25 protein-coding genes are annotated in these 22536 nt (G+C 59.4%); 17 read left to right on the forward strand and 8 right to left on the reverse strand.

Annotation, left to right across the window (positions count from 1 at the left end; translation table 11 throughout):
- Nucleotides 1-2 precede the first annotated feature (2 nt).
- The 8 genes from nqrE (at nucleotide 3) to trhO (ending at nucleotide 7339) form a co-directional block, all read left to right on the forward strand.
- Nucleotides 3-617 carry an NADH:ubiquinone reductase (Na(+)-transporting) subunit E gene (gene nqrE / locus GH975_RS04860; RefSeq protein WP_153713448.1) on the forward strand — a complete coding sequence of 205 codons (615 nt, stop codon included), beginning with the start codon at nucleotides 3-5 and terminating at the stop codon, nucleotides 615-617.
- A 10-nt stretch (nucleotides 618-627) separates the two neighbouring features.
- A complete protein-coding gene (gene nqrF, locus GH975_RS04865) occupies nucleotides 628-1857 on the forward strand; it encodes an NADH:ubiquinone reductase (Na(+)-transporting) subunit F (protein WP_153713449.1) in 1230 nt (409 codons plus the stop codon).
- Nucleotides 1858-1920: 63 nt separating this feature from the next.
- Nucleotides 1921-2928 (forward strand): FAD:protein FMN transferase, encoded by a 1008-nt coding sequence (locus GH975_RS04870; RefSeq protein ID WP_153713450.1) that lies wholly within the window; start codon nucleotides 1921-1923, stop codon nucleotides 2926-2928.
- Nucleotides 2925-3158: a (Na+)-NQR maturation NqrM gene (gene nqrM, locus GH975_RS04875; protein ID WP_153713451.1), complete on the forward strand. Its 234-nt coding sequence runs from the start codon at nucleotides 2925-2927 to the stop codon at nucleotides 3156-3158. The genes GH975_RS04870 and nqrM overlap by 4 nt, the downstream gene beginning before the upstream one ends.
- A 20-nt stretch (nucleotides 3159-3178) precedes the next feature.
- Nucleotides 3179-4570: a Si-specific NAD(P)(+) transhydrogenase gene (sthA, locus tag GH975_RS04880; RefSeq protein ID WP_153713452.1), complete on the forward strand. Its 1392-nt coding sequence runs from the start codon at nucleotides 3179-3181 to the stop codon at nucleotides 4568-4570.
- Nucleotides 4567-5757, forward strand: a complete 1191-nt coding sequence (locus GH975_RS04885) for an amidase family protein (RefSeq protein ID WP_153713453.1) — start codon at nucleotides 4567-4569, stop codon at nucleotides 5755-5757. The genes sthA and GH975_RS04885 overlap by 4 nt, the downstream gene beginning before the upstream one ends.
- A 278-nt stretch (nucleotides 5758-6035) precedes the next feature.
- Nucleotides 6036-6356 (forward strand): BolA family protein, encoded by a 321-nt coding sequence (locus GH975_RS04890; RefSeq protein ID WP_153713454.1) that lies wholly within the window; start codon nucleotides 6036-6038, stop codon nucleotides 6354-6356.
- Complete coding sequence (trhO, locus tag GH975_RS04895) at nucleotides 6353-7339, forward strand: oxygen-dependent tRNA uridine(34) hydroxylase TrhO (RefSeq protein ID WP_153713455.1); 987 nt, start codon at nucleotides 6353-6355, stop codon at nucleotides 7337-7339. Before GH975_RS04890 ends, trhO begins: the two co-directional genes overlap by 4 nt.
- Here the strand turns inward: trhO and GH975_RS04900 are convergent.
- A complete protein-coding gene (locus GH975_RS04900; RefSeq protein WP_153713456.1) occupies nucleotides 7336-7542 on the reverse strand; it encodes a SlyX family protein in 207 nt (68 codons plus the stop codon). The genes trhO and GH975_RS04900 overlap by 4 nt on opposite strands.
- 55 nt (nucleotides 7543-7597) lie before the next feature.
- On the opposite strand from GH975_RS04900, the gene GH975_RS12230 reads away from it, so the two are divergent.
- Nucleotides 7598-8002, forward strand: coding sequence for a cold shock domain-containing protein (locus GH975_RS12230; protein WP_153713457.1), 405 nt, complete (start codon nucleotides 7598-7600; stop codon nucleotides 8000-8002).
- A 1-nt stretch (nucleotide 8003) separates the two neighbouring features.
- Here the strand turns inward: GH975_RS12230 and GH975_RS04910 are convergent, their stop codons facing one another.
- The 7 genes from GH975_RS04910 to map are packed head-to-tail and all read right to left on the reverse strand — an operon-like array spanning nucleotide 8004 to nucleotide 15256.
- Nucleotides 8004-8246: a hypothetical protein gene (locus GH975_RS04910; RefSeq protein WP_153713458.1), complete on the reverse strand. Its 243-nt coding sequence runs from the start codon at nucleotides 8244-8246 to the stop codon at nucleotides 8004-8006.
- Nucleotides 8237-9364 carry a succinyl-diaminopimelate desuccinylase gene (gene dapE, locus GH975_RS04915; RefSeq protein WP_153713459.1) on the reverse strand — a complete coding sequence of 376 codons (1128 nt, stop codon included), beginning with the start codon at nucleotides 9362-9364 and terminating at the stop codon, nucleotides 8237-8239. The genes GH975_RS04910 and dapE overlap by 10 nt, the downstream gene beginning before the upstream one ends.
- Complete coding sequence (locus tag GH975_RS04920) at nucleotides 9364-10374, reverse strand: DapH/DapD/GlmU-related protein (RefSeq protein ID WP_153713460.1); 1011 nt, start codon at nucleotides 10372-10374, stop codon at nucleotides 9364-9366. Before GH975_RS04920 ends, dapE begins: the two co-directional genes overlap by 1 nt.
- A 16-nt stretch (nucleotides 10375-10390) precedes the next feature.
- Nucleotides 10391-10738 carry an ArsC/Spx/MgsR family protein gene (locus tag GH975_RS04925; RefSeq protein ID WP_170272544.1) on the reverse strand — a complete coding sequence of 116 codons (348 nt, stop codon included), beginning with the start codon at nucleotides 10736-10738 and terminating at the stop codon, nucleotides 10391-10393.
- Complete coding sequence (gene dapC / locus GH975_RS04930; protein ID WP_153713462.1) at nucleotides 10735-11925, reverse strand: succinyldiaminopimelate transaminase; 1191 nt, start codon at nucleotides 11923-11925, stop codon at nucleotides 10735-10737. The genes GH975_RS04925 and dapC overlap by 4 nt, the downstream gene beginning before the upstream one ends.
- Nucleotides 11922-14471: a [protein-PII] uridylyltransferase gene (gene glnD, locus GH975_RS04935; RefSeq protein ID WP_153713463.1), complete on the reverse strand. Its 2550-nt coding sequence runs from the start codon at nucleotides 14469-14471 to the stop codon at nucleotides 11922-11924. Before glnD ends, dapC begins: the two co-directional genes overlap by 4 nt.
- Nucleotides 14468-15256 (reverse strand): type I methionyl aminopeptidase, encoded by a 789-nt coding sequence (gene map / locus GH975_RS04940; RefSeq protein WP_153713464.1) that lies wholly within the window; start codon nucleotides 15254-15256, stop codon nucleotides 14468-14470. The genes glnD and map overlap by 4 nt, the downstream gene beginning before the upstream one ends.
- 222 nt (nucleotides 15257-15478) lie before the next feature.
- Here map and rpsB point away from each other — a divergent pair, with 222 nt between their 5' ends.
- The 8 genes from rpsB (at nucleotide 15479) to rseP (ending at nucleotide 22492) form a co-directional block, all read left to right on the forward strand.
- Nucleotides 15479-16234 (forward strand): 30S ribosomal protein S2, encoded by a 756-nt coding sequence (gene rpsB / locus GH975_RS04945; RefSeq protein WP_153713465.1) that lies wholly within the window; start codon nucleotides 15479-15481, stop codon nucleotides 16232-16234.
- Between the two features lie 80 nt (nucleotides 16235-16314).
- Complete coding sequence (gene tsf / locus GH975_RS04950) at nucleotides 16315-17160, forward strand: translation elongation factor Ts (protein ID WP_153713466.1); 846 nt, start codon at nucleotides 16315-16317, stop codon at nucleotides 17158-17160.
- Between the two features lie 23 nt (nucleotides 17161-17183).
- Nucleotides 17184-17912: a UMP kinase gene (gene pyrH / locus GH975_RS04955; RefSeq protein WP_211365841.1), complete on the forward strand. Its 729-nt coding sequence runs from the start codon at nucleotides 17184-17186 to the stop codon at nucleotides 17910-17912.
- A 14-nt stretch (nucleotides 17913-17926) separates the two neighbouring features.
- The gene (frr, locus tag GH975_RS04960) at nucleotides 17927-18484 is read left to right on the forward strand and encodes a ribosome recycling factor (protein ID WP_153713468.1); all 558 of its coding nucleotides are present in this window, start codon (nucleotides 17927-17929) and stop codon (nucleotides 18482-18484) included.
- A 2-nt stretch (nucleotides 18485-18486) separates the two neighbouring features.
- Complete coding sequence (uppS, locus tag GH975_RS04965; protein ID WP_246164763.1) at nucleotides 18487-19185, forward strand: polyprenyl diphosphate synthase; 699 nt, start codon at nucleotides 18487-18489, stop codon at nucleotides 19183-19185.
- Complete coding sequence (locus GH975_RS04970) at nucleotides 19182-20000, forward strand: phosphatidate cytidylyltransferase (RefSeq protein WP_153713469.1); 819 nt, start codon at nucleotides 19182-19184, stop codon at nucleotides 19998-20000. Before uppS ends, GH975_RS04970 begins: the two co-directional genes overlap by 4 nt.
- Nucleotides 19988-21157, forward strand: a complete 1170-nt coding sequence (gene dxr / locus GH975_RS04975) for a 1-deoxy-D-xylulose-5-phosphate reductoisomerase (protein ID WP_153713470.1) — start codon at nucleotides 19988-19990, stop codon at nucleotides 21155-21157. Before GH975_RS04970 ends, dxr begins: the two co-directional genes overlap by 13 nt.
- Nucleotides 21158-22492 carry an RIP metalloprotease RseP gene (gene rseP / locus GH975_RS04980; protein WP_153713471.1) on the forward strand — a complete coding sequence of 445 codons (1335 nt, stop codon included), beginning with the start codon at nucleotides 21158-21160 and terminating at the stop codon, nucleotides 22490-22492.
- Nucleotides 22493-22536 lie beyond the last annotated feature (44 nt).

Consider the following 22536-nt stretch of genomic DNA (forward strand, 5'->3'; position numbering starts at 1 on the left):
TCATGGAACAGATGATTAGCTTGTTTGTTAAAGCCGTGTTTGTTGAAAACATGGCACTGGCGTTCTTCTTGGGTATGTGTACGTTTTTGGCGCTGTCTAAAAACGTCAAAACGGCTCTGGGCTTGGGCGTCGCGGTGATTGTGGTGTTGGCGGTAACGGTTCCGCTGAACAACCTGATTCTGCATTACTTGCTGCGTGAAGGCGCGCTGACCTGGATCAGCGCTGACCTGGCCGATGTCGACCTAAGCTTCCTGGGCTTGTTGTCGTACATTGGGGTGATCGCAGCCTCGGTACAGATCCTGGAAATGTTCCTGGATAAGTTTGTACCGGTTCTCTACAACGCCTTGGGTGTGTTTTTGCCGCTGATTACGGTGAACTGCGCCATCTTGGGTGCGTCACTGTTCATGGTTGAACGTGACTACAGCTTTGGTGAAAGTGTCGTTTACGGCACCGGCGCCGGAGTCGGTTGGGCTTTGGCAATTATGGCCCTCGCAGGGATCCGCGAAAAGCTGAAGTATTCCGATGTGCCTGCAGGTTTGCAGGGCTTGGGAATTACCTTCGTTACCGTTGGCTTGATGTCGTTGGGCTTCATGTCGTTTTCCGGCGTGTCGCTGTAAGGAGTCCTGAATGTTAGATCCTCAAATTCTATTGGGCGTGGTCATGTTTACCGTGATCGTTATCGCCCTGGTCGCGGTTATTTTGGTGGCCCGATCCAAGTTGGTGGCGTCCGGTGACGTCACTATTCTGATCAACGACGACCCGTCCAAGGCCATTACCGTGCCGGCCGGTGGCAAGTTGCTGAACACGCTGGCGGACAACGGTATCTACCTGTCCTCAGCCTGTGGTGGTGGTGGTACCTGTGCCCAGTGCCGCTGTGTGGTCGAAGACGGCGGCGGGGACATCTTGCCGACCGAGGCCTCGGCCTTTACTAAAGGTCAGGTCAAAGAAGGCTGGCGTCTAAGCTGCCAGGTCCCGGTCAAGCAAGACATGAAGATCGAAGTCGAGCCCGAATTCTTTGGCGTCAAGCGCTGGGATTGCACGGTCGAGTCGAACGCCAACGTGGCCACGTTCATTAAAGAGCTGACGTTGAAGCTGCCGGAAGGCGAGGACGTTGACTTCCGAGCGGGCGGTTACGTCCAGCTGGAAGCGCCGCCGCACCACGTTAAATTCGCCGATTTTGATATCGAAGAAGAGTACCGCGGTGACTGGGAACGTTTTGGCTTCTTTAAGCACGAATCAAAAGTCGACGAGACCGTGATTCGCGCTTATTCGATGGCCAACTACCCCGACGAAAAAGGCATGGTCAAGTTCAATATTCGTATTGCAACGCCGCCGCCGGGCACGGATTTGCCGCCGGGCCAGATGTCGTCGTACACCTTTAGCTTGAAGCCGGGTGACACCATTGCGGTATTCGGCCCCTTTGGTGAGTTCTTTGCCAAAGACACCGATGCGGAAATGGTCTTTATCGGTGGTGGTGCGGGCATGGCGCCCATGCGGTCACACATCTTTGACCAGCTTAAGCGTTTGCACTCAACGCGTAAGATGTCGTTTTGGTATGGCGCCCGCTCGCTGCGCGAAGTGTTCTACGACGACGAGTACAACACGCTTCAAGCCGAGAACGACAACTTCCAGTGGCATTTGGCGCTGTCGGATCCGCAGCCCGAGGACAACTGGGACGGCCTGACCGGCTTTATTCACAACGTGTTGTACGAACAGTACCTGAAGGACCACCCGGCCCCTGAAGACTGTGAGTTCTACATGTGTGGACCGCCGATGATGAACGCGGCGGTGGTTAAACTGCTCGAAGACATGGGTGTTGAGCCTGAAAACATCCTATTGGATGACTTCGGCGGCTAAGCCCAATCGACGATGTAGACCGCCGGCCCTGTGCCGGCGGTTTTTGGTTTGAAGGAGTGAAAGATGCTCAGATCAATGGGCTTGATTGCCGCGCTGTTGTTGGCCGGCTGTTGGGGCGAACCGCGCACCCTGGTGACCGAGTTGGCCGGCAAGACCATGGGCACCACCTGGTCGGTGAAAATTGCCCACCCGGAAAACCGCCCCGTGACCGATGCGCTGCAAGCGCAGGTCGCGGCGCTGTTGGTCGAGGTCAACAACCAAATGTCGACCTGGCAGTCGGACAGTGAAGTGTCGGCCTTCAATGCCTTAGCGGCCCCCGCAAGCATGGAGGTGAGCCGTCCGTTCGCATCGATCACTGCCAAGGCACTGGACTTGGCGCGCATCAGCGGCGGTCAGTTTGACCCAACCATTGGTCCGGTCGTCGGGCTGTGGGGCTTTGGCCCGCCGAAAACCGAAAACCGCCTGCCAACTGACGCCGAAATTGATGCGGCACGTGCCCAGGTTGGCTATGCCGCGATTGCGGTCGACGGCCAACGTTTGAGTAAAACCCTGGATCGTCGGCTCGACTTGTCGGCGATTGCCAAAGGGCACGGCGTTGACGTGGTGGCGGACCACTTGATTTCGATCGGTTATCTGAATCACTTGGTCGAAATCGGCGGCGAAATGCGCGCCGGTGGCGACAAGCTCGACCTGGGTCCATGGCGCGTGGCGATTGAAAAACCGATCGCCGATGACCGCGCGGTGCAGCAGATCATCGCGGTCCGTAACATCGGAATCGCCACCAGTGGCGACTACCGTAATTACCGGGAAATTGACGGCGAAAAGTACCACCACGCCATGGATCCCAGCACCGGACGCCCGGTGACCCACAGTCTGGGCAGCGTCACGGTGCTGCACCCCAGCTCAGCGATGGCCGATGGTTGGGCCACAACTTTGCTAGTATTAGGCCAGCAGCGCGGGATGGCCTTGGCCACGGAGCACGGACTGGCCGCCTACTTTATTACCCGGGGTGATGGCCTGAAAGCGTCATACACACCGGCCTTTGCAGCCTATTTGGAGGGCGTCGAATGAGCACTATGTTACTGGCCTTTGGCCTGATGGCCGCGATTATGGCGGCGATGGCGGTGGGCGTGATGATGGGCCGTCAGCCCATCAGCGGTTCATGCGGCGGCGCAGCCCGTCTGGGTATCGGCGGTAAATGTTCGTTGTGCGGCGATGATCCGTCGTTGTGCGACTCCACCGAGGACAGCAAAAGCGTGGTGCCGGTTAAGCGGGTCGCGACGTTCAAAGACGCCAGTTAAGCGTCAATTCAAGGAATAGCATGGCTCGTTTTGATTTTGATGTATTGGTCATCGGCACCGGACCTGCGGGCGAGGGCGCTGCGATGATGGCGGCCAAGCACGGCAAGCGGGTGGCGGTGATTGATGAGCGCCCAATGGTCGGCGGTAACTGCACCCATATGGGCACCATCCCGTCCAAGACGCTGCGCCACGCGGTCAAGCAGATCATGGACTACAACAACAACCCGATGTTCCGCGAAATCGGCGAGCCGCGTTACTTTCGCTACCCGAACGTGTTGGACGCGGCGCGGCGCGTGATCGACAAGCAAGTCGCCTTGCGCACCAAGTTCTATGCGCGTAACCGGGTCAAGGTTATTCACGGGCAGGCGCGTTTTCATGATGCCAATACCCTGTTGATCCAAGACGAGAGCGGCGTTGAAACGGTGACGGCGGCGGAAATTGTGGTCGCCACCGGGTCGCGCCCGTACCAACCGTCGGACGTCGATTTTGACCACCCTCGTATTTATAATTCCGACTCAATTTTGTCCATGAGCCACACCCCGCGCACACTGATTATCTACGGCGCCGGCGTGATTGGCACCGAATATGCCAGTATCTTTAATGGCTTGGGCGTCAAGGTAGACCTGATCGATACCCGCGATCGCCTGCTCAGCTTCTTGGACGCTGAAATTTCCGACGCCTTGAGCTACCACCTGCGCGAACGCGGGGTGCTGATTCGCCACGACGAGGAATACGACAGTGTCGAAACCACCGCGTCCAGCGTCACCATGCACCTGAAATCCGGCAAGCGGGTTAAGGCCGATGCGCTGCTGTGGTGTAACGGACGTACCGGCAACACCGACAGTTTGAGTCTGGAAAATATTGGTTTGCCGGCCAACAGCCGCGGGCAGTTGGTGGTCGATCAAAGTTACCGCACCGAGGTCGAGGGCATCTATGCTGCCGGCGACGTCGTCGGGTGGCCCAGTCTGGCCAGCGCCAGCTACGATCAGGGTCGTAATGTGGCCAGCACCTTGCTGGATCAAGCCGACAGCCGCTTTGTCGACGAAGTGCCGACCGGGATTTACACCATCCCTGAAATTAGCTCGCTGGGCCTTAACGAAAAAGAGCTGACCGAAGCACGGGTGCCCTACGAAGTGGGCCAATCGTTCTTTAAAGACTTGGCGCGCGCACAAATCACTGGTGAAGCGGTCGGTATGCTGAAAATCTTATTTCACCGCGACAGCTTGGAAATCTTGGGTATTCATTGCTTCGGTGACCAAGCGTCGGAGATCGTTCACATTGGCCAGGCGATCATGAAGCAAAAGGGCGAGGCCAACACCCTGAACTACTTTATTCACACGACCTTTAATTACCCCACCATGGCCGAGGCTTATCGTGTCGCGGCCTTGAACGGGCTTAACCGCCTGCTATGACCAGTCGGCCGGCGTGGCGGCTTCGCCCGTTGGTCGAATCGGATGTTTGGTCCCAGCGTTTTACCCGCGCAGCGACCGGCACAGGTCCGCTGGATGGCTGCCGGGTCGCCGTTAAAGACCTGTTTGATGTCGCCGGGGTCTCGACCTTAGCGGGGCGCGCGGAGTGCCGCGAGCAGCCTTCGGCGGCAGCCGATGCCGACGCGGTGGGCCTGTTACGGGCCGCCGGCGCTGCGTTGGTCGGGCACACCACCATGACCCAGTTGGCCTTTTCCGGGGTTGGCCAAAACCCTGACTTTGGCCACACCGCCGGGGCGTTAAGTCCGGATGGTCAGGCCTACATGGCCGGCGGTTCGTCACGCGGATCGGCTTTAGCCGTGGCCCATGGGTTGGCGGATATCGGGTTAGGCACCGATACCGGTGGATCGTGTCGCATTCCGGCCGCGTGCAACGGGCTGTATGGGTTCAAGCCCACCGCACGGCGCGTCAGTTTGCGCGGTGCCATGCCCTTGGCCCCCTCGTTAGATTCGGTCGGCGTCATCAGCGCGGACTTAGCGCAGGGTGTGGCGGCTATGCAGGTGATGCTGGGTGCGCAGGCCGTCAATGCCCCGTTGCCACGATTATTCGTACCTAGCTTTGCCTGCGCCGGTTGCGATGAGGCGGTCCGTTCGGAGTTTGAGTGGGCGATAGGGCGTCTACAAGCGGTCGGATTTAGGGTCGAACGGCGGGAGTTGGTCGCCGAGGTGGCGTATCGTGAGCTGCAGTCCTTGCCCAGTTTGGCTTCGATCGAAGCCTATCAATTGTATCCCGATGCGCGCGCGCTTGGTGTCACTGACCCCAGCGTAGTGCGCCGCATTCAATTGGGCGCGGCGGCTGATGGCGCTCGGGTGCGGGCGTTGCGTACGCAGCTGATGAACGCCTTTGCCGGCGAGGTTGGTGCCGATTTGTTACTGATGCCGACCCTGCCGTGGTTGCCACCGCTGACGGCGGCGGCGGAGGATCCCGCCAGTTTTGACGACATCAATCGCCAGGCGCTGCACAACAGTGCGTTTGTGAACCTCGCCGATGGGTGTGCGGTGTCTATACCCTTGCCATCGGACGTGCCGGTATCGGTCACCCTGGCGGCGCCTGGCGAGCAGGACGAGCGTCTGTGGGGCTTCGCCAATGAGCTGGACCGGGCCGTTAATTGAGTGGCATTTTGACATGCGACTATTTGGGTAGTGACCGCTCCAACGCCGCTGTGGTTAGATTGATATCAAGCTCAGTGATGGGCGTTTGTTCGCACGGTGCCGGTGTCGATGGGTCATGCTTGTGGGGAGTAGTCCCGCTCGGCTCGGCAGCTCAAGGAGGTAGAGCGATGCGTCTACCAAAGACCGCATAGGTCAAACCTGCGTGCGATAAGCCACATTCAACTGGGTGTGGCTTTTTTTTGCGTGTTTTCTGAGCGGCCTTTTGAAACAATAGCTATATGCAAACACAACAACGCCTTACCGAACTGTTGACCGACGGCTTTGCGCCGACGCGTCTGGACATTGCCAACGACAGCCACAAGCACGGCAACGCGCCGGACACTGGCAGCCACTTCAGTGTGCTGATGGTCAGCGAGCGCTTCGCTGGCCTCAATCGGGTCAAACGTCACCAGGTGGCCTATGCCTGTGTCGCCGAGTTGCTGCGCAACCCGATTCACGCGCTGGCCCTGCACCTGTATGCGCCGGGCGAAATCGATGCTCAGGCGCCGGCCCCCGAAGGCCCGGCCTGCGGTGGTGGCGACGGGCGGGTGGCAACGTGAATCATTGGGATGTGGCGGCGCTGTACCGTTTTGCCGGCATTCCGAATGCCCACGAATTGCGTCAGCCGGTATTGGAATTGGCTGAATCATTGGGTTTGTGCGGTACCCTGATTTTGGGCGAGGAAGGCATCAACGGCACCATTGCTGGGCCGCGCTCGGACTTGATTGTGTTGCTCAACAAGCTCGGTGAGTGGCAACCGGCGTTGGCGAATTTGGCGCCGTCGTGGAGCGAATCCAATGTCAAACCCTTCTTTCGCTTCAAGGTCAAAGTCAAAAAAGAGATCGTGACCCTGGATGTCGAGGGGGCCGATCCTAGGGTCAGCGTGGGCACGTACTGTGATGCCGATCAATGGGATGCGGTGTTGGCTGATCCGGACGTCGTGGTCATCGACACCCGCAATGACTACGAATTTAAGGTCGGCACCTTTGACGGTGCCATCAACCCCAAAACCCGCGGGTTCCGTGAATTTCCAAGCTGGGTCGATGACAATTTAAGCCCGGATGCCAATAAAAAAGTCGCTATGTTTTGCACCGGCGGCATCCGCTGCGAGAAGGGCACCAGCATGATGCTCAACAAGGGTTTCGAAACCGTTTATCACCTGAAGGGTGGCATTTTGGGCTATTTGCGAGATCGCGATGCGGCGGATTCGAAGTGGCAGGGCGAGTGCTACGTGTTTGATCAGCGGGTGTCGCTGAAGCACCGGCTGGAGCAAGGCAGTTATAGCAACTGTGGCGGGTGTCGAATGCCGCTGTCGCAAACCGACCGCGAGCACCATCAGTACGAGCGGGGCGTGCAGTGCGGCAATTGCGCTCATCTGTATTCCGAAGACGACCGCGTCCGATTCGGCGAACGCGTTCGCCAGCAACAACTGGCAGCGGCCCGCGGCGAGGACCACCTAGGTTTGTCCGCCGCCGCCTTGAAGATCAAACGCCAGCAAGCACGTTCGTTGCGCCAAGCACGCAGCGCCGCCAGCAACCGTTAGTAGTGGGGCGGGCGCTCGTCGCCCGTGTTGATCCCAAGCCCGGCTGAATCAACGGTCGTCGACAGTTGCTTGTAGGCTTGCTCCAAACGCGCAATCTGCTCGGATTGCTGTGTCACCAGTGCGTTCAAGGTGTCCAGTAGGTCATCTTGGAATGCGACTTTGGACTCTAAATCGCCAATACGTTCATTAAGGTTTTCCGTCATGGCATTGATTCCGTTACACTTTTAAATGTCATTAATTATTGGTATCCAAACTGCTATGAAAAGTAATGTTCGCGCCGCCGTTTTGGCGCTCCTCGGAACCGCTGTCATCGTCCTTGCCAGCGTCGCACTTAACGATTCAACCGTCAGCCACAGCATCATTCCTGTTGCCTTGTCGATCATCACTTTCCTGGTGATTTTAGTCGCGCTGTTTGCCGATCGAAACCTCAAGCGCGCTCGTCGCCCGATCCCGACCGGCCCCCGCGTCAAAGGCGAGATCAAGTGGTTCAATGTGTCAAAGGGCTATGGCTTCATTACCCAGGAAGACGGCGACGACGTCTTTGTTCATTACCGCAGTCTGCGTGATCAAGACCGCTACACCATCAAAGAAGGCATGGAAGTGACCTTCGTCTTGGGTCGCAGCGGCAAAGGCCCGCAGGCCGAAGACGTCGCCAAAGGCTAGGCTACTGGCGGCGTATTCGTAGTAACCGGCTGATCAGTAAACGGATCCAGCCGGTTAAGCCCAACACGGCGCCGATAAAGGCGCCGTAGGCGGCAAAACGAATGCCCTCCCACCAGCCACTGCCCGGCTCGCTGACGACAAAGGTCACCAGCAAATACGCCAGGCTGGGCATAAAGATCAACGATCCCCAGACCACCCAGCGCAAGCCGCGTTGCTCATCCAGCCAGCGCTCACCTAAACGCACATTAACTCCAAAATCCGCGCATAAGTGGTGCTCAGTCGTGCTAAATCGTCGGCGCACACGCATTCATCAACCTGATGGATGGTGGCGTTGATCGGACCTAGCTCAACCACATCGGTGCCCGTCGGCGCGATGAATCGGCCGTCGCTGGTGCCGCCGCCGGTGTTGATGTCGGGCGTCACCCCCAGCACATCTTGGCACGCCTGTTGCAGCGCGCCCGCCAGCGGTCCACCGTCGGTCAAAAACGCATGGCCCGACAGGTTCCAGTCAAACGCCAAGTCCGCTACGGCGCCGTCAAAGCAAGCCTCGGCTTTGGCCTTTAAGCCCTCGGGGGTCTGCTCGGTGTTAAAGCGGAAGTTGAACTTGACCTCGCAGCTGCCCGGAATCACGTTGGTGACGCCGGTGCCGGAATGGATGTTGCTGATTTGCAGCGTTGTCGCCGGAAAATGGTCGTTGCCCTGGTCCCACTCGGTGGTGCTCAGGCGCGTCAGCCCGGCCACGACGTCGTGAATGGGGTTCAGGGCCAAGTGCGGATAGGCCACGTGGCCTTGCTTGCCGTTGACGCGCAGCGTGCAGTTGAGCGAACCGCGGCGGCCGCGGCGGGCGATATCACCCAACGTGGATTTGCTCGACGGTTCACCAACCAAGCACCAGTCAATCGCTTCGCCACGGGCTTGCAGCACGTCCATCACATGACGGGTGCCATGGGTGGCGGGGCCTTCTTCGTCGCTGGTTAGTAGCAACGCCAGGTCGATGCTGGGCGCCGGGTGCTGTGCCAAGAAGGTTTCGCACGCCGTCACCATGGCCGCCAACGAGCCTTTCATATCAGCCGCGCCGCGGCCGTGCAGCATGCCATCCGCGAGGTGACCGGCGAACGGCGGATGGGTCCAATCCGCTTCCGGGCCGGTTGGCACCACATCGGTGTGACCGGCGAACGCAAACAGCGGTTGGCCGGTGCCGCGTCGCGCCCACAAATTACGGGTGTCGCCGGCGTCCATGTATTCGAGGGTAAACCCGAGTGCGGCCAAACGCTCACCGATGATCCCCAAACATCCGGCGTCCTCTGGGGTCACCGAGGGGCGCTGGATCAGCGCCTGGGCTAGTGCAACCGTGGTATCCATCAGTTATGGCTGTGCAAAGCGGGGTTCAGTTCGATCGCGCGTGCATTGGCCAAGCATTCAATAGCACCGGTCTGGGAGTGGCGGCGGAACAACAGGTCGCTGACGCCGGCCAAGTCGCGGGCCTTGACCGTTTTCAACTCGTCGCCGTTTTCGTTCAAGACGCGAACTTTTGAGCCAGCCGTTAGGTACAACCCCGACTCGACCGTGCAACGGTCGCCCAGCGGGATGCCCAAACCGCTGTTGGCACCTAGCAAACATTGGTCGCCGACCGAAATGACAATGGCGTTGCCGCCGGACAGCGTGCCCATGGTCGAGCAGCCGCCGCCCAAGTCTGAGCCTTCGCCGACCATGACGCCGGCGCTGATGCGGCCTTCAACCATGCTGACGCCGGTGGTGCCGGCATTGAAGTTGACGAAACCTTCGTGCATCACGGTGGTGCCGTCACCCAGGTGCGCGCCGAGGCGGACGCGTGAGGCGTCGCCGATACGCACGCCCGTGGGCACAATGTAGTCGGCCATACGCGGGAATTTGTCGACCGAGTTGACGCTGATGTAGCGACCTTCGGCACGCGCCTTTAATTGCCGCGCGGGCAATTCGTCCAGCGCGATTGCCCCTTCGCTGGTCCAGGCCACGTTGGGCAACTGGGCGAACAGGCCGGTTAAATTCAGTTCATGTGGCTTGGCCTGGCGCGAGCTGATTAGGCTCAGCTTCAGGTAGACCTCCGCGGTGCTGGTGGGGGCGTCGTCAGTGGCCAGCGCCGTCACGAATACCGGTGCGCTGCCGCCCGCTAGGGTGTCCGCGGCGTCAGCCATGGCGTTTTCGCCGGCATCACGTAGGCGCTGGGCCAGGGCCGGCAGGCCGCCGGCGTCAACCGCGTGCGATCCGCTTTGGTCATTCAGCAGGGCGCTGACCAGGGCGTCGCTGGGGTTGCGCACCGGGTAGGGGAAAAAACACTCGAGCCACTGACCCTGTGCGTCTTGGGTGCCGGTGCCTAATGCGATTGCAAACATGGGGATTCCTTAATCATTAATGAGCGGTAAACAGAGGGTCCCAGACCTTGGCGTTAAAGCCATTCAGGATCTGGTCATCGGCGAACACCAGCGGGCGTTTAAGCACCGTCGGTGTGGCCACGGCCGCGCTGAAGTCGCGGCCTTCTTTGAGTGCGGTTTGTTGTGCTGAGTCCAGGCTGCGCCAGCTCGGCGAACGAGTGTTAAAGGTCGCCGCGCCCAATACCTGGTAGGCACGCGCGATGGTCTCGGCGTCGATGCCGGGCTCACCGCGCAGGTCACAAAATTGGTACGTGACGCCGCGCCCGTTCAGGTACTTTCGGGCCCGTGCGACGGTGTCACAGTTGGGGATGCCATACACCTTCATGCCCGTGCGCTCCATTCGTCCAGTGCGGTTTTGAGCCGCACCAGTGCGGTCTCGGTGGTGTCGGGTGCGCTTACCAGGGCGGCGCGGAAATGGCCGGCGCCGGGGTTGCTGCCGTCGACGTCGCGGGCCAAATAACGGCCGGGCAAAACCCTCAGGTTTTGGCGCTCCAACAGAAACCGGGTAAACCCTTCATCGTCGCCACCGGGGACTTTAGGCCATAGGTAAAAGCCCGCGGCCGGTGGTTGGTCGTCCAGGTAGTCGGCCAGCAGTTCGTACGCACGATCAAACTTGATCCGGTACAAGCGACGGTTTTCGGCAACGTGGGCTTCGTCGCCCCACGCCGCTTCAGACGCGGCCTGGTGATGACCCGGCATGGCACAGCCGTGGTAGGTGCGGTAACGGGCGAATCGCTTGAGTAAATGGGCGTCGCCGGCCATGTAACCGCTGCGCAGCCCCGGCAGGTTAGAGCGCTTGGACAGCGAGCCGACCGCTAAACAGTTGCGGTAGTCATCCAGCCCCATGTCGGCCGCCGCCTGAAGCAATCCAGCGGGCGCCTGGTCACGGTAAATTTCGCTGTAACACTCGTCCGACACCAAGATAAAGTCATGGCGCTGGGCCAACCGAATCAGCTGCTGCAATTCAGCGCTGGTGTAAACCTTGCCCGAGGGGTTACCCGGGGTACAGATAAACATCATCGCAAGACGGTCATAGTCCGGGATGCCGGTGTCGCCCATGGGCTTAAAGTCGTTACTGGGGTCGGCCGCCAAATAGATCGGCGTGGCGCCCGCCATCAGCGCCGCACCCTCATAGATTTGGTAGAAGGGGTTGGGCATGGCGATGTCACAGTCGTCGCCGACCAGGGCCTGGACCACCGCGAACAGGGCCTCACGGGTACCAGTCACGGGCAGCACCTGTTGATCGGGGTCAATCGTGTTCAGTGCGAAGCGCTGTTTCAGCCAATCAGCGATGGCGGCGCGCAAGCTGGCCCGGCCAAGGGTCGCCGGGTAGTGCGCAACATCACCAACTTGGGCAATCAGGGCATCGATCGCGACCTGGGGTGGCGGGTGTTGTGGCTCGCCAATGCCCAGCGATAGCGGCGCCAAGTCCGGGTTCGGGGTGATGCCGGACACCAAGGCTCGCAGCTTCTCAAAGGGGTAGGGGTGGAGTGCGTCGATACGGGGGTTCATGCGTGCTCGTCCAGTTCCTGTTGCAATCGGGTCTTGAGGGCGGCCAAGACGGCGGGGTCTTCGACAGCGGTGCGCTGTTCGTTGACGATGTAAAAGTGATCTTCGACGCGCTCGCCCAAGGTCGCAATTTTGGCCAGCACCAAATCCAAATTCAACTCGTCCAGCACCCCGGCGACGCGCGCCAGCAAGCCCGGACGGTCCGGCGACACCAGCTCCATCACCGTGCGGTTGCGGTGACTGTCAGGGTAAAACTTGATGTGCGTGGGGTCGCTGAAATAGCGTTTGATGCGCGGGGTCAGGCCATCATTGCACAGCTGGTTGGCGCTGGGGTCGGCGAAGGCCGCGCGCAGCTGTTGGCACACGCGCTCGACCCGCTCCGGCTCGGCAATCGCGATCATGTCGTTGGCATCCATCACCATGAAGCTGTCCATGACACGGCCGTCTTGGGTCGTGCAAACGCGCGCATCTACGACGGTCAGGGCACCCTGGTCCAGGACCCGGCAAAAGGCCGCGAACAGTTTGTTGCGATCCGGCCCGCAGACAAAGACCTGGGTGCCTGCGGCTAGATTACGTGTCAGCACCAGCGGCAGTTCGGGCTGATCGATCAGGGCGCGGGTGTGCCATTCGATTTCGTCGACGCTGTGCTGGGCGAAATACGACACGCCCAGGGGTTCAAAGTAGGCCGCTAAGCGGTCATCGCCGATTTCCAGGCGCGCGGCAACCGACGCCCGGGTGTCGCTGATCAGATCGCCGATAGATGGTGCCGCGTGGTCCAGACCCCGGCGCAGCACGCCCTGGGTGGCCCGGTAAAGCTGACGCAGTAGCGACGCACGCCAGGCATTCCACAGCTCCGGGTTGGTCGCGGAAATATCAGCCACGGTCAGGGCAAACAGGTAATCCAGACGGTCCAGCGTGCCGACTTGTTCAGCGAATTCATGGATCACCACCGGATCGGAAATGTCCATGCGCTGGGCGGTCGTGCTCATCAGCAAGTGATGACGAACCATCCAGGCCACCAGGCGGGCGTCATACGCGCTTAGCCAATGGCGCAGGCAAAACGCCTCGGCCTCGGGTGCACCGATTTCTGAGTGGTCGCCGCCGCGGCCCTTGCCCAAGTCATGGAACAGCCCCGCCAGGATTAACAGCTCAATTTTCGGCACCCGTTGGACCACATCCGTGACAATCGGGTACTGATCGGCCACTTCGCCGGTCCAAAATGAAGTCAGGTGGTTGACCAGCTGGATGGTGTGCGCATCGACGGTGAAGATATGAAACAGGTCGTGTTGCATCAGCCCCATGACGTTGCCAAAGGTTGGGATGTAGTTGCTGAGCACGCCGTACAGGCGCATCCGCCTGAGGATGTCCGTCAGGCGCTGGGGCCGACGCAGAATTTCCATGAAGTGGCTGATGACCCGCAAATCCGACCGGAATGCGTCATCAATCAGGTGGCGCGAGCGGTACACCAATCGGGTGGTCTCGGCCGAGATGCCAATGATGGCCGGGTTGTCCGCCAGCAGCGCGAACAGCTCCATCAACGCCTGTGGCTGTTGCTCGAACACGCGCTCGTGGGTGACTTCCAGCAGGTTATCGCGGATTTGAAAGCGGCTGCTGATCTCGATAATTTCCGGGGTCTCGCTGCGGTACAGCGACTCAGCGATCTGTTGCAGCAACACCTCGTTGAACTCGTTGACCCGCATTACCATAAGGTAATAGCGCTGCATGAAGGCTTCGACCTGCTGCTTGGGGTGCTCGCCGGTGAAGCCAAGGCTGTCGGCGACCGGCGCTTGGTGCTCGAACTGCAGCCGGTTTTGCGCGCGGCCGGCGCTTTTGTGCAGTGCAAAGCGGGTCGCGGCCAAAAATTCATGGGCTTCTAGCAATAGGCTGTATTCACGCTCGCGCAGAAAACCTCGATTGAATAGCTCGTCCAAGGTCGAGCCCAGGCCCATGCGCCCGGTGATCCAAATCAGCGTGTGCAGGTCCCGCAGTCCGCCCGGGCTGGCCTTGATGTTGGGTTCCAGGCTGTACTCGGAGTCACCACGGCGGCTGTGGCGCTGGCTTTGCTCGTCGCGTTTGGCCTCGAAAAAGTCACGTTCCGGCCAGGCATCGCGGACTTGGTTGCGAATGGCATCGACACTGGCTGGGTCGCCGACCAATAAACGGCATTCGAGCATCGCGGTCGCGGTGGAAATGTCTTTGGCCGCTTCGTCACCGCACTGGGCCAGCGTGCGCACCGATTGACCGACTTCCAATCCCAAATCCCACAGCGACTGCACGAACTGGGTCAGCTCGGCGTCGGCATTACCCGTCTGATCGGGCAGCAACACCAGCAAGTCGATGTCACTGTAAGGATAGACTTCCTGGCGCCCGAACCCGCCCACAGCCAACAGTTGGTAGGGCGCACCCAGTCCAGCCTGCTCCCATAGCTCCAGAATCGCCGACTCTACTTGAGCGGCGCGCTCGGCCGCCAGGTCCAGCGCCGGGACGCCTTTTTTCAGTTGCTCGTACAGCGGTAACAACGCTGCCTTTAGGTCATTTCGGCGGCTCATGCGCGGCCCGTGCGCGGAAAGTTTTCCTGGTCACGATAGGTCAATATTTCGTAGCCATCGGCGGTCACCAGCAGGGTGTGCTCCCACTGTGCGCTCGGTTTTCGGTCCTTGGTAATAACGGTCCAGCCGTCGCCCAGCAATTTCACGTGGCGCGCGCCTTGGTTGATCATCGGCTCGATGGTAAAGGTCATGCCTTCTTTTAAAGTAAAGCCGGTGTCGGGTTTGCCATAGTGCAGCACCTGGGGTTCTTCGTGAAAGGTCGCGCCAATGCCGTGTCCACAGTACTCGCGTACGACGCTGTAGTTGTTCTTTTCGGCGTGTTGTTGGATGACTGCGCCGATGTCGCCCAGCCGCGCCCCCGGGCGCACCAAAGCAATCGCTTTGTACATGCATTCCTGGGTCACATCCACCAGCCGCTTCAAGTGCGGTTTGGCAGTGCCAACAAAGTACATTTTGCTGGTGTCGCCGTGAAAGCCGTCTTTGATCACGGTGACGTCGATATTGATGATGTCGCCGTCCTTTAGCACCTTGGCATCGCCCGGGATGCCGTGACAGACCACCTGGTTGATCGAGGTGCAGCAACTGCCGGTAAAGCCGTGATAGCCCAGAGTTGCGGGAATGCCGTTTTGAACCTTGACGATGTGGTCGTGGACAAAGGTGTCGATATCTAGCGTGGTAATGCCGGGTTTGACGATGTCGTCGAGCAACACCAGCACCTCGGCGGCGAGGGCGCCTGCGATGCGCATTTTTTCGATTTCTTCGGGGGTTTTGATAGTCGCGGGCACAGCGGTCTCCTAGGGTTGCGCCGCAGTATACCTGCTTTGACTAAAAGTTTGCGGATGCGCTATTGCTGGCCCACTTCTGTGATATATTGCGCCCCGGCTGTAAGGCCGAACAAAAATCCCCAGGCGTCTTTTTAGGAAGGAATGGACGGCGGATAGGGTCCCATACGTGGGTTTCTGTCGATCGGTCGCCTGGCTGTAATTAACCCTACGGAGAACTCTATTATGAGCGTAGTTAGCATGCGCGATCTGCTCAAGGCAGGCGCACACTTTGGTCACCAAACTCGTTACTGGAATCCCAAGATGTCACAGTACATCTTCGGTGCACGTAACCAGATTCACATCATGAACTTGGAGCACACTGTGCCCGCGCTGGAACAGGCGTCTGAGTTCGTTCGCAACTTGGCGGCCAACAAGAACAAGGTCTTGTTTGTCGGTACCAAGCGCAGCGCCAGCAAGGTCATCAAGACCCAAGCTGAACGTTGTGGCATGCCGTACGTCAACCATCGTTGGTTGGGTGGCATGTTGACCAACTACAAGACACTGCGCCAGTCGATCAAGAAACTGCGTGATCTGGAAGTTAAAGCGGCCGACGGTACGTTCGACAAGCTGCTGAAGAAAGAAGTTTTGGATCTGACGCGTCAGATGGCCAAGCTGGAATTGTCAGTCGGTGGTGTTAAAGACATGGGCGGCTTGCCCGACGCGATCTTCGTGATCGACGTTGACCATGAAGACATTGCCATCCTGGAAGCTCGCAAGTTGGGCATCCCGGTGATCGGCGTTGTCGACACTAACTCAAACCCCGATGGCGTTGACATCGTAATCCCCGGCAACGATGACGCGATCCGTGCGATCGACATCTACAGCCGTGTAATTGCAGATGCAGTCATCGCCGGTAGCGGTGTCACCGCAGTCGAAAGCGACTACGTCGAAGAAGCGGTCGAAGCGCCTGCGCAAAGCGACGATCAAGCCGAAGCCTAAGGCAAGCAAGTGGGGGGCTTCGGTCCCCCTCTTACTATTTGGGTAACGAATTTTTCAGACACAATTTTTGGAGAACTGGCATGGCACAGATTTCAGCGTCATTGGTTAAAGAACTGCGCGAGCGTACTGGCTTGGGCATGATGGAATGCAAAAAAGCCCTGGTCGAGCAAAACGGCGACATCGAAGCGGCGATTGATCACATGCGTAAATCATCCGGCATGAAAGCGGCTAAAAAAGCCGGTCGTGTTGCGGCTGACGGCGTAATTTGCGCGAAAGATGGCTTCATGGTTGAAATTAACTCTGAAACCGACTTCGTGGCACGCGACGAAAACTTCCTGGGCTTCGCCAACAGCGTCATGAACGCGGTGGTCGCAGCGGGCTCGACGGACGTTGCAGCGGTTGTTGCTGGCGACATCGAAAGCGCACGTGAAGCACTGGTTCAGAAAATCGGTGAAAACATCTCGGTTCGCCGCATCGCTCAAGTTGAAGGTGGTGTGGTCGGTAACTACGTTCACGGCAACAGCCGTATCGGCGTAGTCGTTGCGTTGAAAGGCGGCGACGAAACCTTGGCCCGTGATGTTGCGATGCACGTCGCTGCGGTTAACCCGCAGGTCGTTAGTGCGGCTGACGTCAGCGAAGACGTAGTCGCCAAAGAGAAAGAAATTTTCTCGGCTCAGGCTCTGGAATCAGGCAAGCCGGCTGAAATCGTCGAAAAAATGATTGGCGGCCGTATCCGCAAGTTCTTGTCGGAAATCAGCCTGGTCGAACAGCCTTTCGTTAAAGACCCTGACGTGACCGTCGGCAAGCTGGTTGCCAACGCGGGTGCCGAAGTGATCTCATTCGTGCGTTTCGAAGTCGGTGAAGGCATCGAAAAAGAAGAAATCGATTTTGCTACAGAAGTCATGCAGCAAGCTCGAGGCGAATAAACCCTACTGATAAGGACCCTGCCATGGCCGAACGAAGCAAGTACAAACGCATATTGTTAAAGCTCAGCGGCGAAGCGCTGGCCGGTGACGAAGGTTTTGGTATCCGGCCGGAAGTGCTGGACCGTATGGCCTTGGAAATTGGCCAGTTGGTAGGGGTAGGGATACAGGTCGGTCTGGTCGTCGGTGGCGGCAACCTCTTTCGAGGGGCTGCGCTGCAGGCGGCTGGACTGGACCGGGTCGCGGGCGACCACATGGGCATGCTGGCCACCGTCATGAACGGTTTGGCACTGCGTGACGCCTTGGAACGCTCGAATATTTCCACCCACGTCATGAGTGCAATTCCCATGAGTGGTGTGGTCGAACATTACGACCATCGACGCGCGGTTCGCTATTTGAACTCGGGCGACGTGGTTATTTTCTCTGCCGGTACTGGCAACCCGTTCTTTACCACCGACTCTGCAGCCTGTTTGCGCGCCATCGAGATCGAAGCGAACTTGATGCTGAAAGCGACCAAGGTTGACGGCGTTTACACCGATGATCCGGTTAAGAACCCTGACGCGACGCGCTACGAGCGTCTGACCTATGACGAGGTGCTAGCGCGACAGTTGGGCGTTATGGATTTAACTGCTATTTGTTTAGCCCGTGATCACGGTTTGCCCGTTCGTGTGTTTGACATGAATGAAACGGGGTCGTTGGCGCGTGCGGTATTGGGCACGAATGAAGGTACTTTGATCGAACAATCGGTCGACTAATTCTAGGATTTTGTATGCTGAATGAACTCAAAGATGACGCCAAAGAGCGGATGCACAAAACCGTTGAGGCGCTGTCACACGCCCTCGCCAAAATTCGTACCGGCCGTGCTACGCCGGCTATTTTAGATGGCGTTCGCGTCGACTATTACGGATCGCCGACGCCGCTGTCGCAGGTTGCCCAGATTAAGGTCGAGGACGCCCGTATGCTGGCGGTCACACCCTGGGAAAAGAACCTGGTGCCGGCGATCGAAAAAGCCATTATGTCGAGCGACCTGGGTCTTAATCCGTCGACCGCCGGTGAAGTGATTCGTGTGCCAATGCCGATGTTGACCGAGGAAACCCGCAAGGGCTTCGTCAAACAGGCACGCGCCGAAGCCGAAAGCAGCCGCGTCTCGGTGCGTAACATTCGCCGCGACGTGCTCGCGGACGTGAAGTCGTTGTTGAAGGACAAGGACATCACCGAAGACGACGACCGCAAGGCCCAGGACGACGTCCAAAAGATCACTGACAGTTTCGTGGCGGAAATCGACAGCATGTTGAGCGCCAAGGAAAAAGACCTGCTCGAGGTCTGAATTTGAGCCTACCCAGACACGTTGCCATCATCATGGATGGCAACAATCGTTGGGCCCAGCGCGAGGGGCACAGCGGGCTTGGCGGCCACAAAGCCGGCGGTGAGTCGGTCAAAGTGGTGACGGATCGGTGCCTGCATCATGGTATCGCCCACCTGACGCTGTTCGCGTTCTCTTCTGAAAATTGGAATCGCCCCGCGGTCGAAGTTAAAGGCCTGATGGAGCTGTTCGCCACCACCTTAAAAAAAGACATTAAGCGCTTGAATGAGCGCCAAGTGCGTTTGCGCGTGATTGGCCGGCGTGATCGCCTTTCAGCTCGGTTGGTGCGCTTGATTGAGGCGGCCGAGGTGGCGACCGCGGACAACCGCGCCATGACCGTGAACTTGGCGGTCGACTATGGCGGGCGTTGGGATATCAGCCAGGCCGCCGCGGCTTGGGCGCTGGATCATGCGGGCCAGCCCGACTGCCCCGAAAGCGAGCTTGAACCCTACCTGAGCCTGGCTCATTCAGGCCCGGTGGATTTGCTGATTCGGACCGGCGGTGACCACCGCGTGAGTAATTTTACCCTGTGGCAAGCGGCCTACGCGGAACTGAGTTTCTGTGACACGCTGTGGCCTGATTTCGGAGACGCCGCGTTTGACGGCTGTCTGGACGACTTTGCCGGTCGAGAACGCCGCTTTGGCGGGCGTAAGGAAAAGACATGACGTGGGTTCGGGTTTTGACCGCAATTATCGTAGCGCCGCCGGTGTTGGCGGCCGTTTTCTTGCTGTCGCATTCGTTGTTTGCGCTGATGTGGGCGCTGATTATGTTGCTCGGGGCCTGGGAATGGTCGCGCCTAGCCGGTGTCGAATATCGCCGTATGCGGACCATATTTGTCAGCGTGGTGGCCGGCTCATTGGCCTTTACCTGGTTTTTGCCACCGCAGTTGCACGTCATGGTGTTGGTGCTGGGTGTAGCCTGGTGGGGCGTGGCTCTGGGCTTGGTGATTGGCTTCCCGCAGTCGTTGGATTCGTGGAACGGGCCGTGGCGCAAGCTCGCCTGCGGTTGGATGGTTCTGATCCCCGCCTGGACGGCGATGGTCGCGCTCAAGCGTCACCCGGACGCGGATGCGCTGTTGTTGCTGCTGTTGCTGCTGATTTGGGGTGCCGACGTCGGTGCCTATTTCGCCGGGCGTAAGTTTGGTCGGCGTAAACTGGCGCCACACGTGTCGCCGGGTAAAAGCTGGGAAGGGGTCATGGGTGGCATGGCGCTGGGGCTGGTGGTGACGGTGATAGTCGGGCTTTACAAAGGCTTTCACGGTGCCGAGGTTTGGATGACGATGTTGCTGACCTGTGTGGTCACGATGGCCGCGTCGGTGCTGGGTGACCTATTCGAAAGCGTCCTCAAGCGAATGGGTGGCCACAAAGACAGCGGCCGGATTCTGCCTGGGCATGGCGGTGTGATGGACCGGATTGACTCATTGACGGCGGCGGCGCCGGTATTCGCGCTGTGCGTCATCGGTGGCGCTTGGCTGGTGTAACTCCGACCCGGGTCGCCTTGCTCGGCGGCACCGGTTCGATCGGCGACTCAACCTTGCGGGTCATGGCGGCCAATCCCGACAGCATGGTGCTGCACAGCCTAAGTGGTTTTCGCCGGGTCGACGCGCTGATCGAACGGGTTCGCCAGTGGCGTCCCGCGCGCGTGGCGGTGGCCGATGAAGCGGCGCGCACGGCGCTGCTGGCGGCAATCGACTACCAGCCGGACGTGGTCACGGGTGCCGCGGGTTTGGTCGAGTTGGCGGCGGATAGCGAGGCTGATCTGGTGGTGGCGGCGATCATGGGGGCGGCCGGTTTGCCCTCGACCATGGCCGCGGCCCGGGCCGGTAAGCGAATCGCCTTGGCTAACAAAGAAGCCCTGGTGATGGCGGGCGACTTGATGATGCAAGCGGTCGATGCCCATGGCGCGACGCTGCTGCCGATTGATTCCGAGCACAACGCCATCTTCCAATCCTTGCCCGCGGATTACCGCTGTGGCCAGCCGATCCAGGGCCTGCGCCAACTGTGGCTGACCTGTTCGGGCGGGCCGTTTCGCGATCAACCTGAACGCGACCTGTCGCAGGTCACACCGGCACAGGCCTGCAAGCACCCGAACTGGTCCATGGGCCAAAAAATATCAGTCGACTCAGCCACCTTGATGAACAAGGGCCTGGAGCTGATCGAGGCGTGTTACCTGTTTAACGTCGCCAGCACCGACATTCGCGTGGTGCTGCACCCGCAAAGCATCATTCACAGTTTGGTTGAATACCGTGATGGCTCGTTTATTTCACAGCTCGGCCGGACCGACATGCGCGTGCCGATTGCCAATGCGCTGGCCCACCCGGTGCGCGTTGACAGCGGGGTTGAACCGCTGGATTTGGCCCAGTTAAGCCAGCTGACCTTTGATCAGCCGGATAATGACCGCTTTCCGGCATTGGGGTTGGCGCGTGCGGCGGTGACCGCGTCTCAGCGCCACAGTATTTGGCTGAACGCAGTCAACGAGTGCGCGGTGGAGGATTTTTTGTGCGGCCGATTGCGGTTTGACCAGATTGCCTCGCGAGTCGGTCACGCCTTGGAGTGCGTAGCGCCGGCCCCCATTGACTCCCTAGACGCCGTGCTTGAGGCTGATGATCACGCTAGACGTTGGTATGCGGAGTTATAGATGTCACTGACCATGCTGTTTTCCACCCTGACTGCGCTGGGTGTGTTAATCACCGTTCACGAGTTTGGCCACTTTTGGGTGGCGCGCCGGTGCGGCGTTCGAGTGCTGACTTTTTCAATCGGTTTCGGCCCGACGGTACTGCGTTGGCACGACGCGCGCGGCACTGAATACCGTATTGCGGCCTTGCCGCTGGGCGGTTACGTGAAAATGCTCGATTCGCGCGAGGGCACGGTTGAGGCCGCCGCTTACGCCGAATCGTTTGACCACAAAACACTGGGCCAGCGCGCCGCGATTGTGGCCGCCGGCCCGGGTATCAATTTTGCCTTTGCGGTGCTGATGTACTTTGTCTTGGCCTTGGCGGGGCGCGAAGTGGTTGCCCCCGTGTTGGGCGATATTGAGCCGGGCACGGCAGCGGAGCGCGCGGGCCTGGTATCAGGCTTGGAAATTGTCGAGGTTAACGGGCGGGCGGCCTCCAGCTGGCAAGACGTTGGACTGTATATTTTGGGTGACGCCGGCGAAGCCCAGGGCGTCGAGTTGGCATTGAAGCGGCCCGGTGAAGCAGTCGTTTTGACGCGTACGCTGGACGTGTCGGGATTGTCGGGCGAGTTGATCAATCCGCTGCAGCAGCTGGGTATTACGCCTTGGTCACCGCGCATCGACCCGGTCGTGCGTGAAACGGTCGACGCCAGTCCCGCCGCCATGGCGGGGTTGTTACCGGGCGATCGGATCGTTCGCATCGATGGCCGTTTGATCGACGGCTGGGATGATTTGGTCGACACCGTCAGTGCCGCCCCGGGGCGCGCCTTGTTGATTGAGCTGATGCGCGATGGCGAGCGCCTGGAACGGTCCCTGATCCCGGCGCCGAGTGATCAGGACCCGAGCGTCGGTCGGATCGGTGTGTACCCCCAATCCCCGGACATTCCGGATGACTATTTACGCCTGGAACGGTCCGGTTTTATCGGCGCGATAGGCGAGGGCTTTGTGCGCACCTGGGAAATGTCAGTGTTCACGGTCGAAGCAATGTTCAAGATGTTGACCGGCGTGCTGTCGCCAGCGAACTTGTCCGGCCCTATCAGCATTGCTAAAGTGGCGACGGCCTCGGCTGAGTCGGGGTTATTGCCGTATTTGGGCTTCCTGGCCCTGCTCAGCGTTAGCTTGGGCGTTTTGAACTTAATGCCGATCCCGGTTTTGGACGGCGGACACCTGCTTTGGTATGCCATCGAGGCGATCACACGACGCCCGGTGCCGGAACACATTCAAGCCCTGGGGATGCGCGTCGGCATGACCCTGATCATGGGCTTGATGATGGTTGCTTTTTATAACGATTTAACCTGACGACGTCAGGCTTGCATGGAATTGATGGCTCATGGCCTTTGCCC

The organism is Litorivicinus lipolyticus (assembly GCF_009650135.1).
Lineage (GTDB): Bacteria > Pseudomonadota > Gammaproteobacteria > Pseudomonadales > Litorivicinaceae > Litorivicinus > Litorivicinus lipolyticus.

Coding starts and splice junctions, on each gene's coding strand:
- nqrE (WP_153713448.1), top strand. CDS start 3: ATGGAACAGATGATTAGCTTGTTTGTTAAAGCCGTGTTTGTTGAAAAC.
- nqrF (WP_153713449.1), top strand. CDS start 628: ATGTTAGATCCTCAAATTCTATTGGGCGTGGTCATGTTTACCGTGATC.
- GH975_RS04870 (WP_153713450.1), top strand. CDS start 1,921: ATGCTCAGATCAATGGGCTTGATTGCCGCGCTGTTGTTGGCCGGCTGT.
- nqrM (WP_153713451.1), top strand. CDS start 2,925: ATGAGCACTATGTTACTGGCCTTTGGCCTGATGGCCGCGATTATGGCG.
- sthA (WP_153713452.1), top strand. CDS start 3,179: ATGGCTCGTTTTGATTTTGATGTATTGGTCATCGGCACCGGACCTGCG.
- GH975_RS04885 (WP_153713453.1), top strand. CDS start 4,567: ATGACCAGTCGGCCGGCGTGGCGGCTTCGCCCGTTGGTCGAATCGGAT.
- GH975_RS04890 (WP_153713454.1), top strand. CDS start 6,036: ATGCAAACACAACAACGCCTTACCGAACTGTTGACCGACGGCTTTGCG.
- GH975_RS04900 (WP_153713456.1), bottom strand. CDS start 7,542: ATGACGGAAAACCTTAATGAACGTATTGGCGATTTAGAGTCCAAAGTC.
- GH975_RS12230 (WP_153713457.1), top strand. CDS start 7,598: ATGAAAAGTAATGTTCGCGCCGCCGTTTTGGCGCTCCTCGGAACCGCT.
- dapE (WP_153713459.1), bottom strand. CDS start 9,364: ATGGATACCACGGTTGCACTAGCCCAGGCGCTGATCCAGCGCCCCTCG.
- GH975_RS04920 (WP_153713460.1), bottom strand. CDS start 10,374: ATGTTTGCAATCGCATTAGGCACCGGCACCCAAGACGCACAGGGTCAG.
- GH975_RS04925 (WP_170272544.1), bottom strand. CDS start 10,738: ATGAAGGTGTATGGCATCCCCAACTGTGACACCGTCGCACGGGCCCGA.
- dapC (WP_153713462.1), bottom strand. CDS start 11,925: ATGAACCCCCGTATCGACGCACTCCACCCCTACCCCTTTGAGAAGCTG.
- glnD (WP_153713463.1), bottom strand. CDS start 14,471: ATGAGCCGCCGAAATGACCTAAAGGCAGCGTTGTTACCGCTGTACGAG.
- rpsB (WP_153713465.1), top strand. CDS start 15,479: ATGAGCGTAGTTAGCATGCGCGATCTGCTCAAGGCAGGCGCACACTTT.
- tsf (WP_153713466.1), top strand. CDS start 16,315: ATGGCACAGATTTCAGCGTCATTGGTTAAAGAACTGCGCGAGCGTACT.
- pyrH (WP_211365841.1), top strand. CDS start 17,184: ATGGCCGAACGAAGCAAGTACAAACGCATATTGTTAAAGCTCAGCGGC.
- frr (WP_153713468.1), top strand. CDS start 17,927: ATGCTGAATGAACTCAAAGATGACGCCAAAGAGCGGATGCACAAAACC.
- GH975_RS04970 (WP_153713469.1), top strand. CDS start 19,182: ATGACGTGGGTTCGGGTTTTGACCGCAATTATCGTAGCGCCGCCGGTG.
- rseP (WP_153713471.1), top strand. CDS start 21,158: ATGTCACTGACCATGCTGTTTTCCACCCTGACTGCGCTGGGTGTGTTA.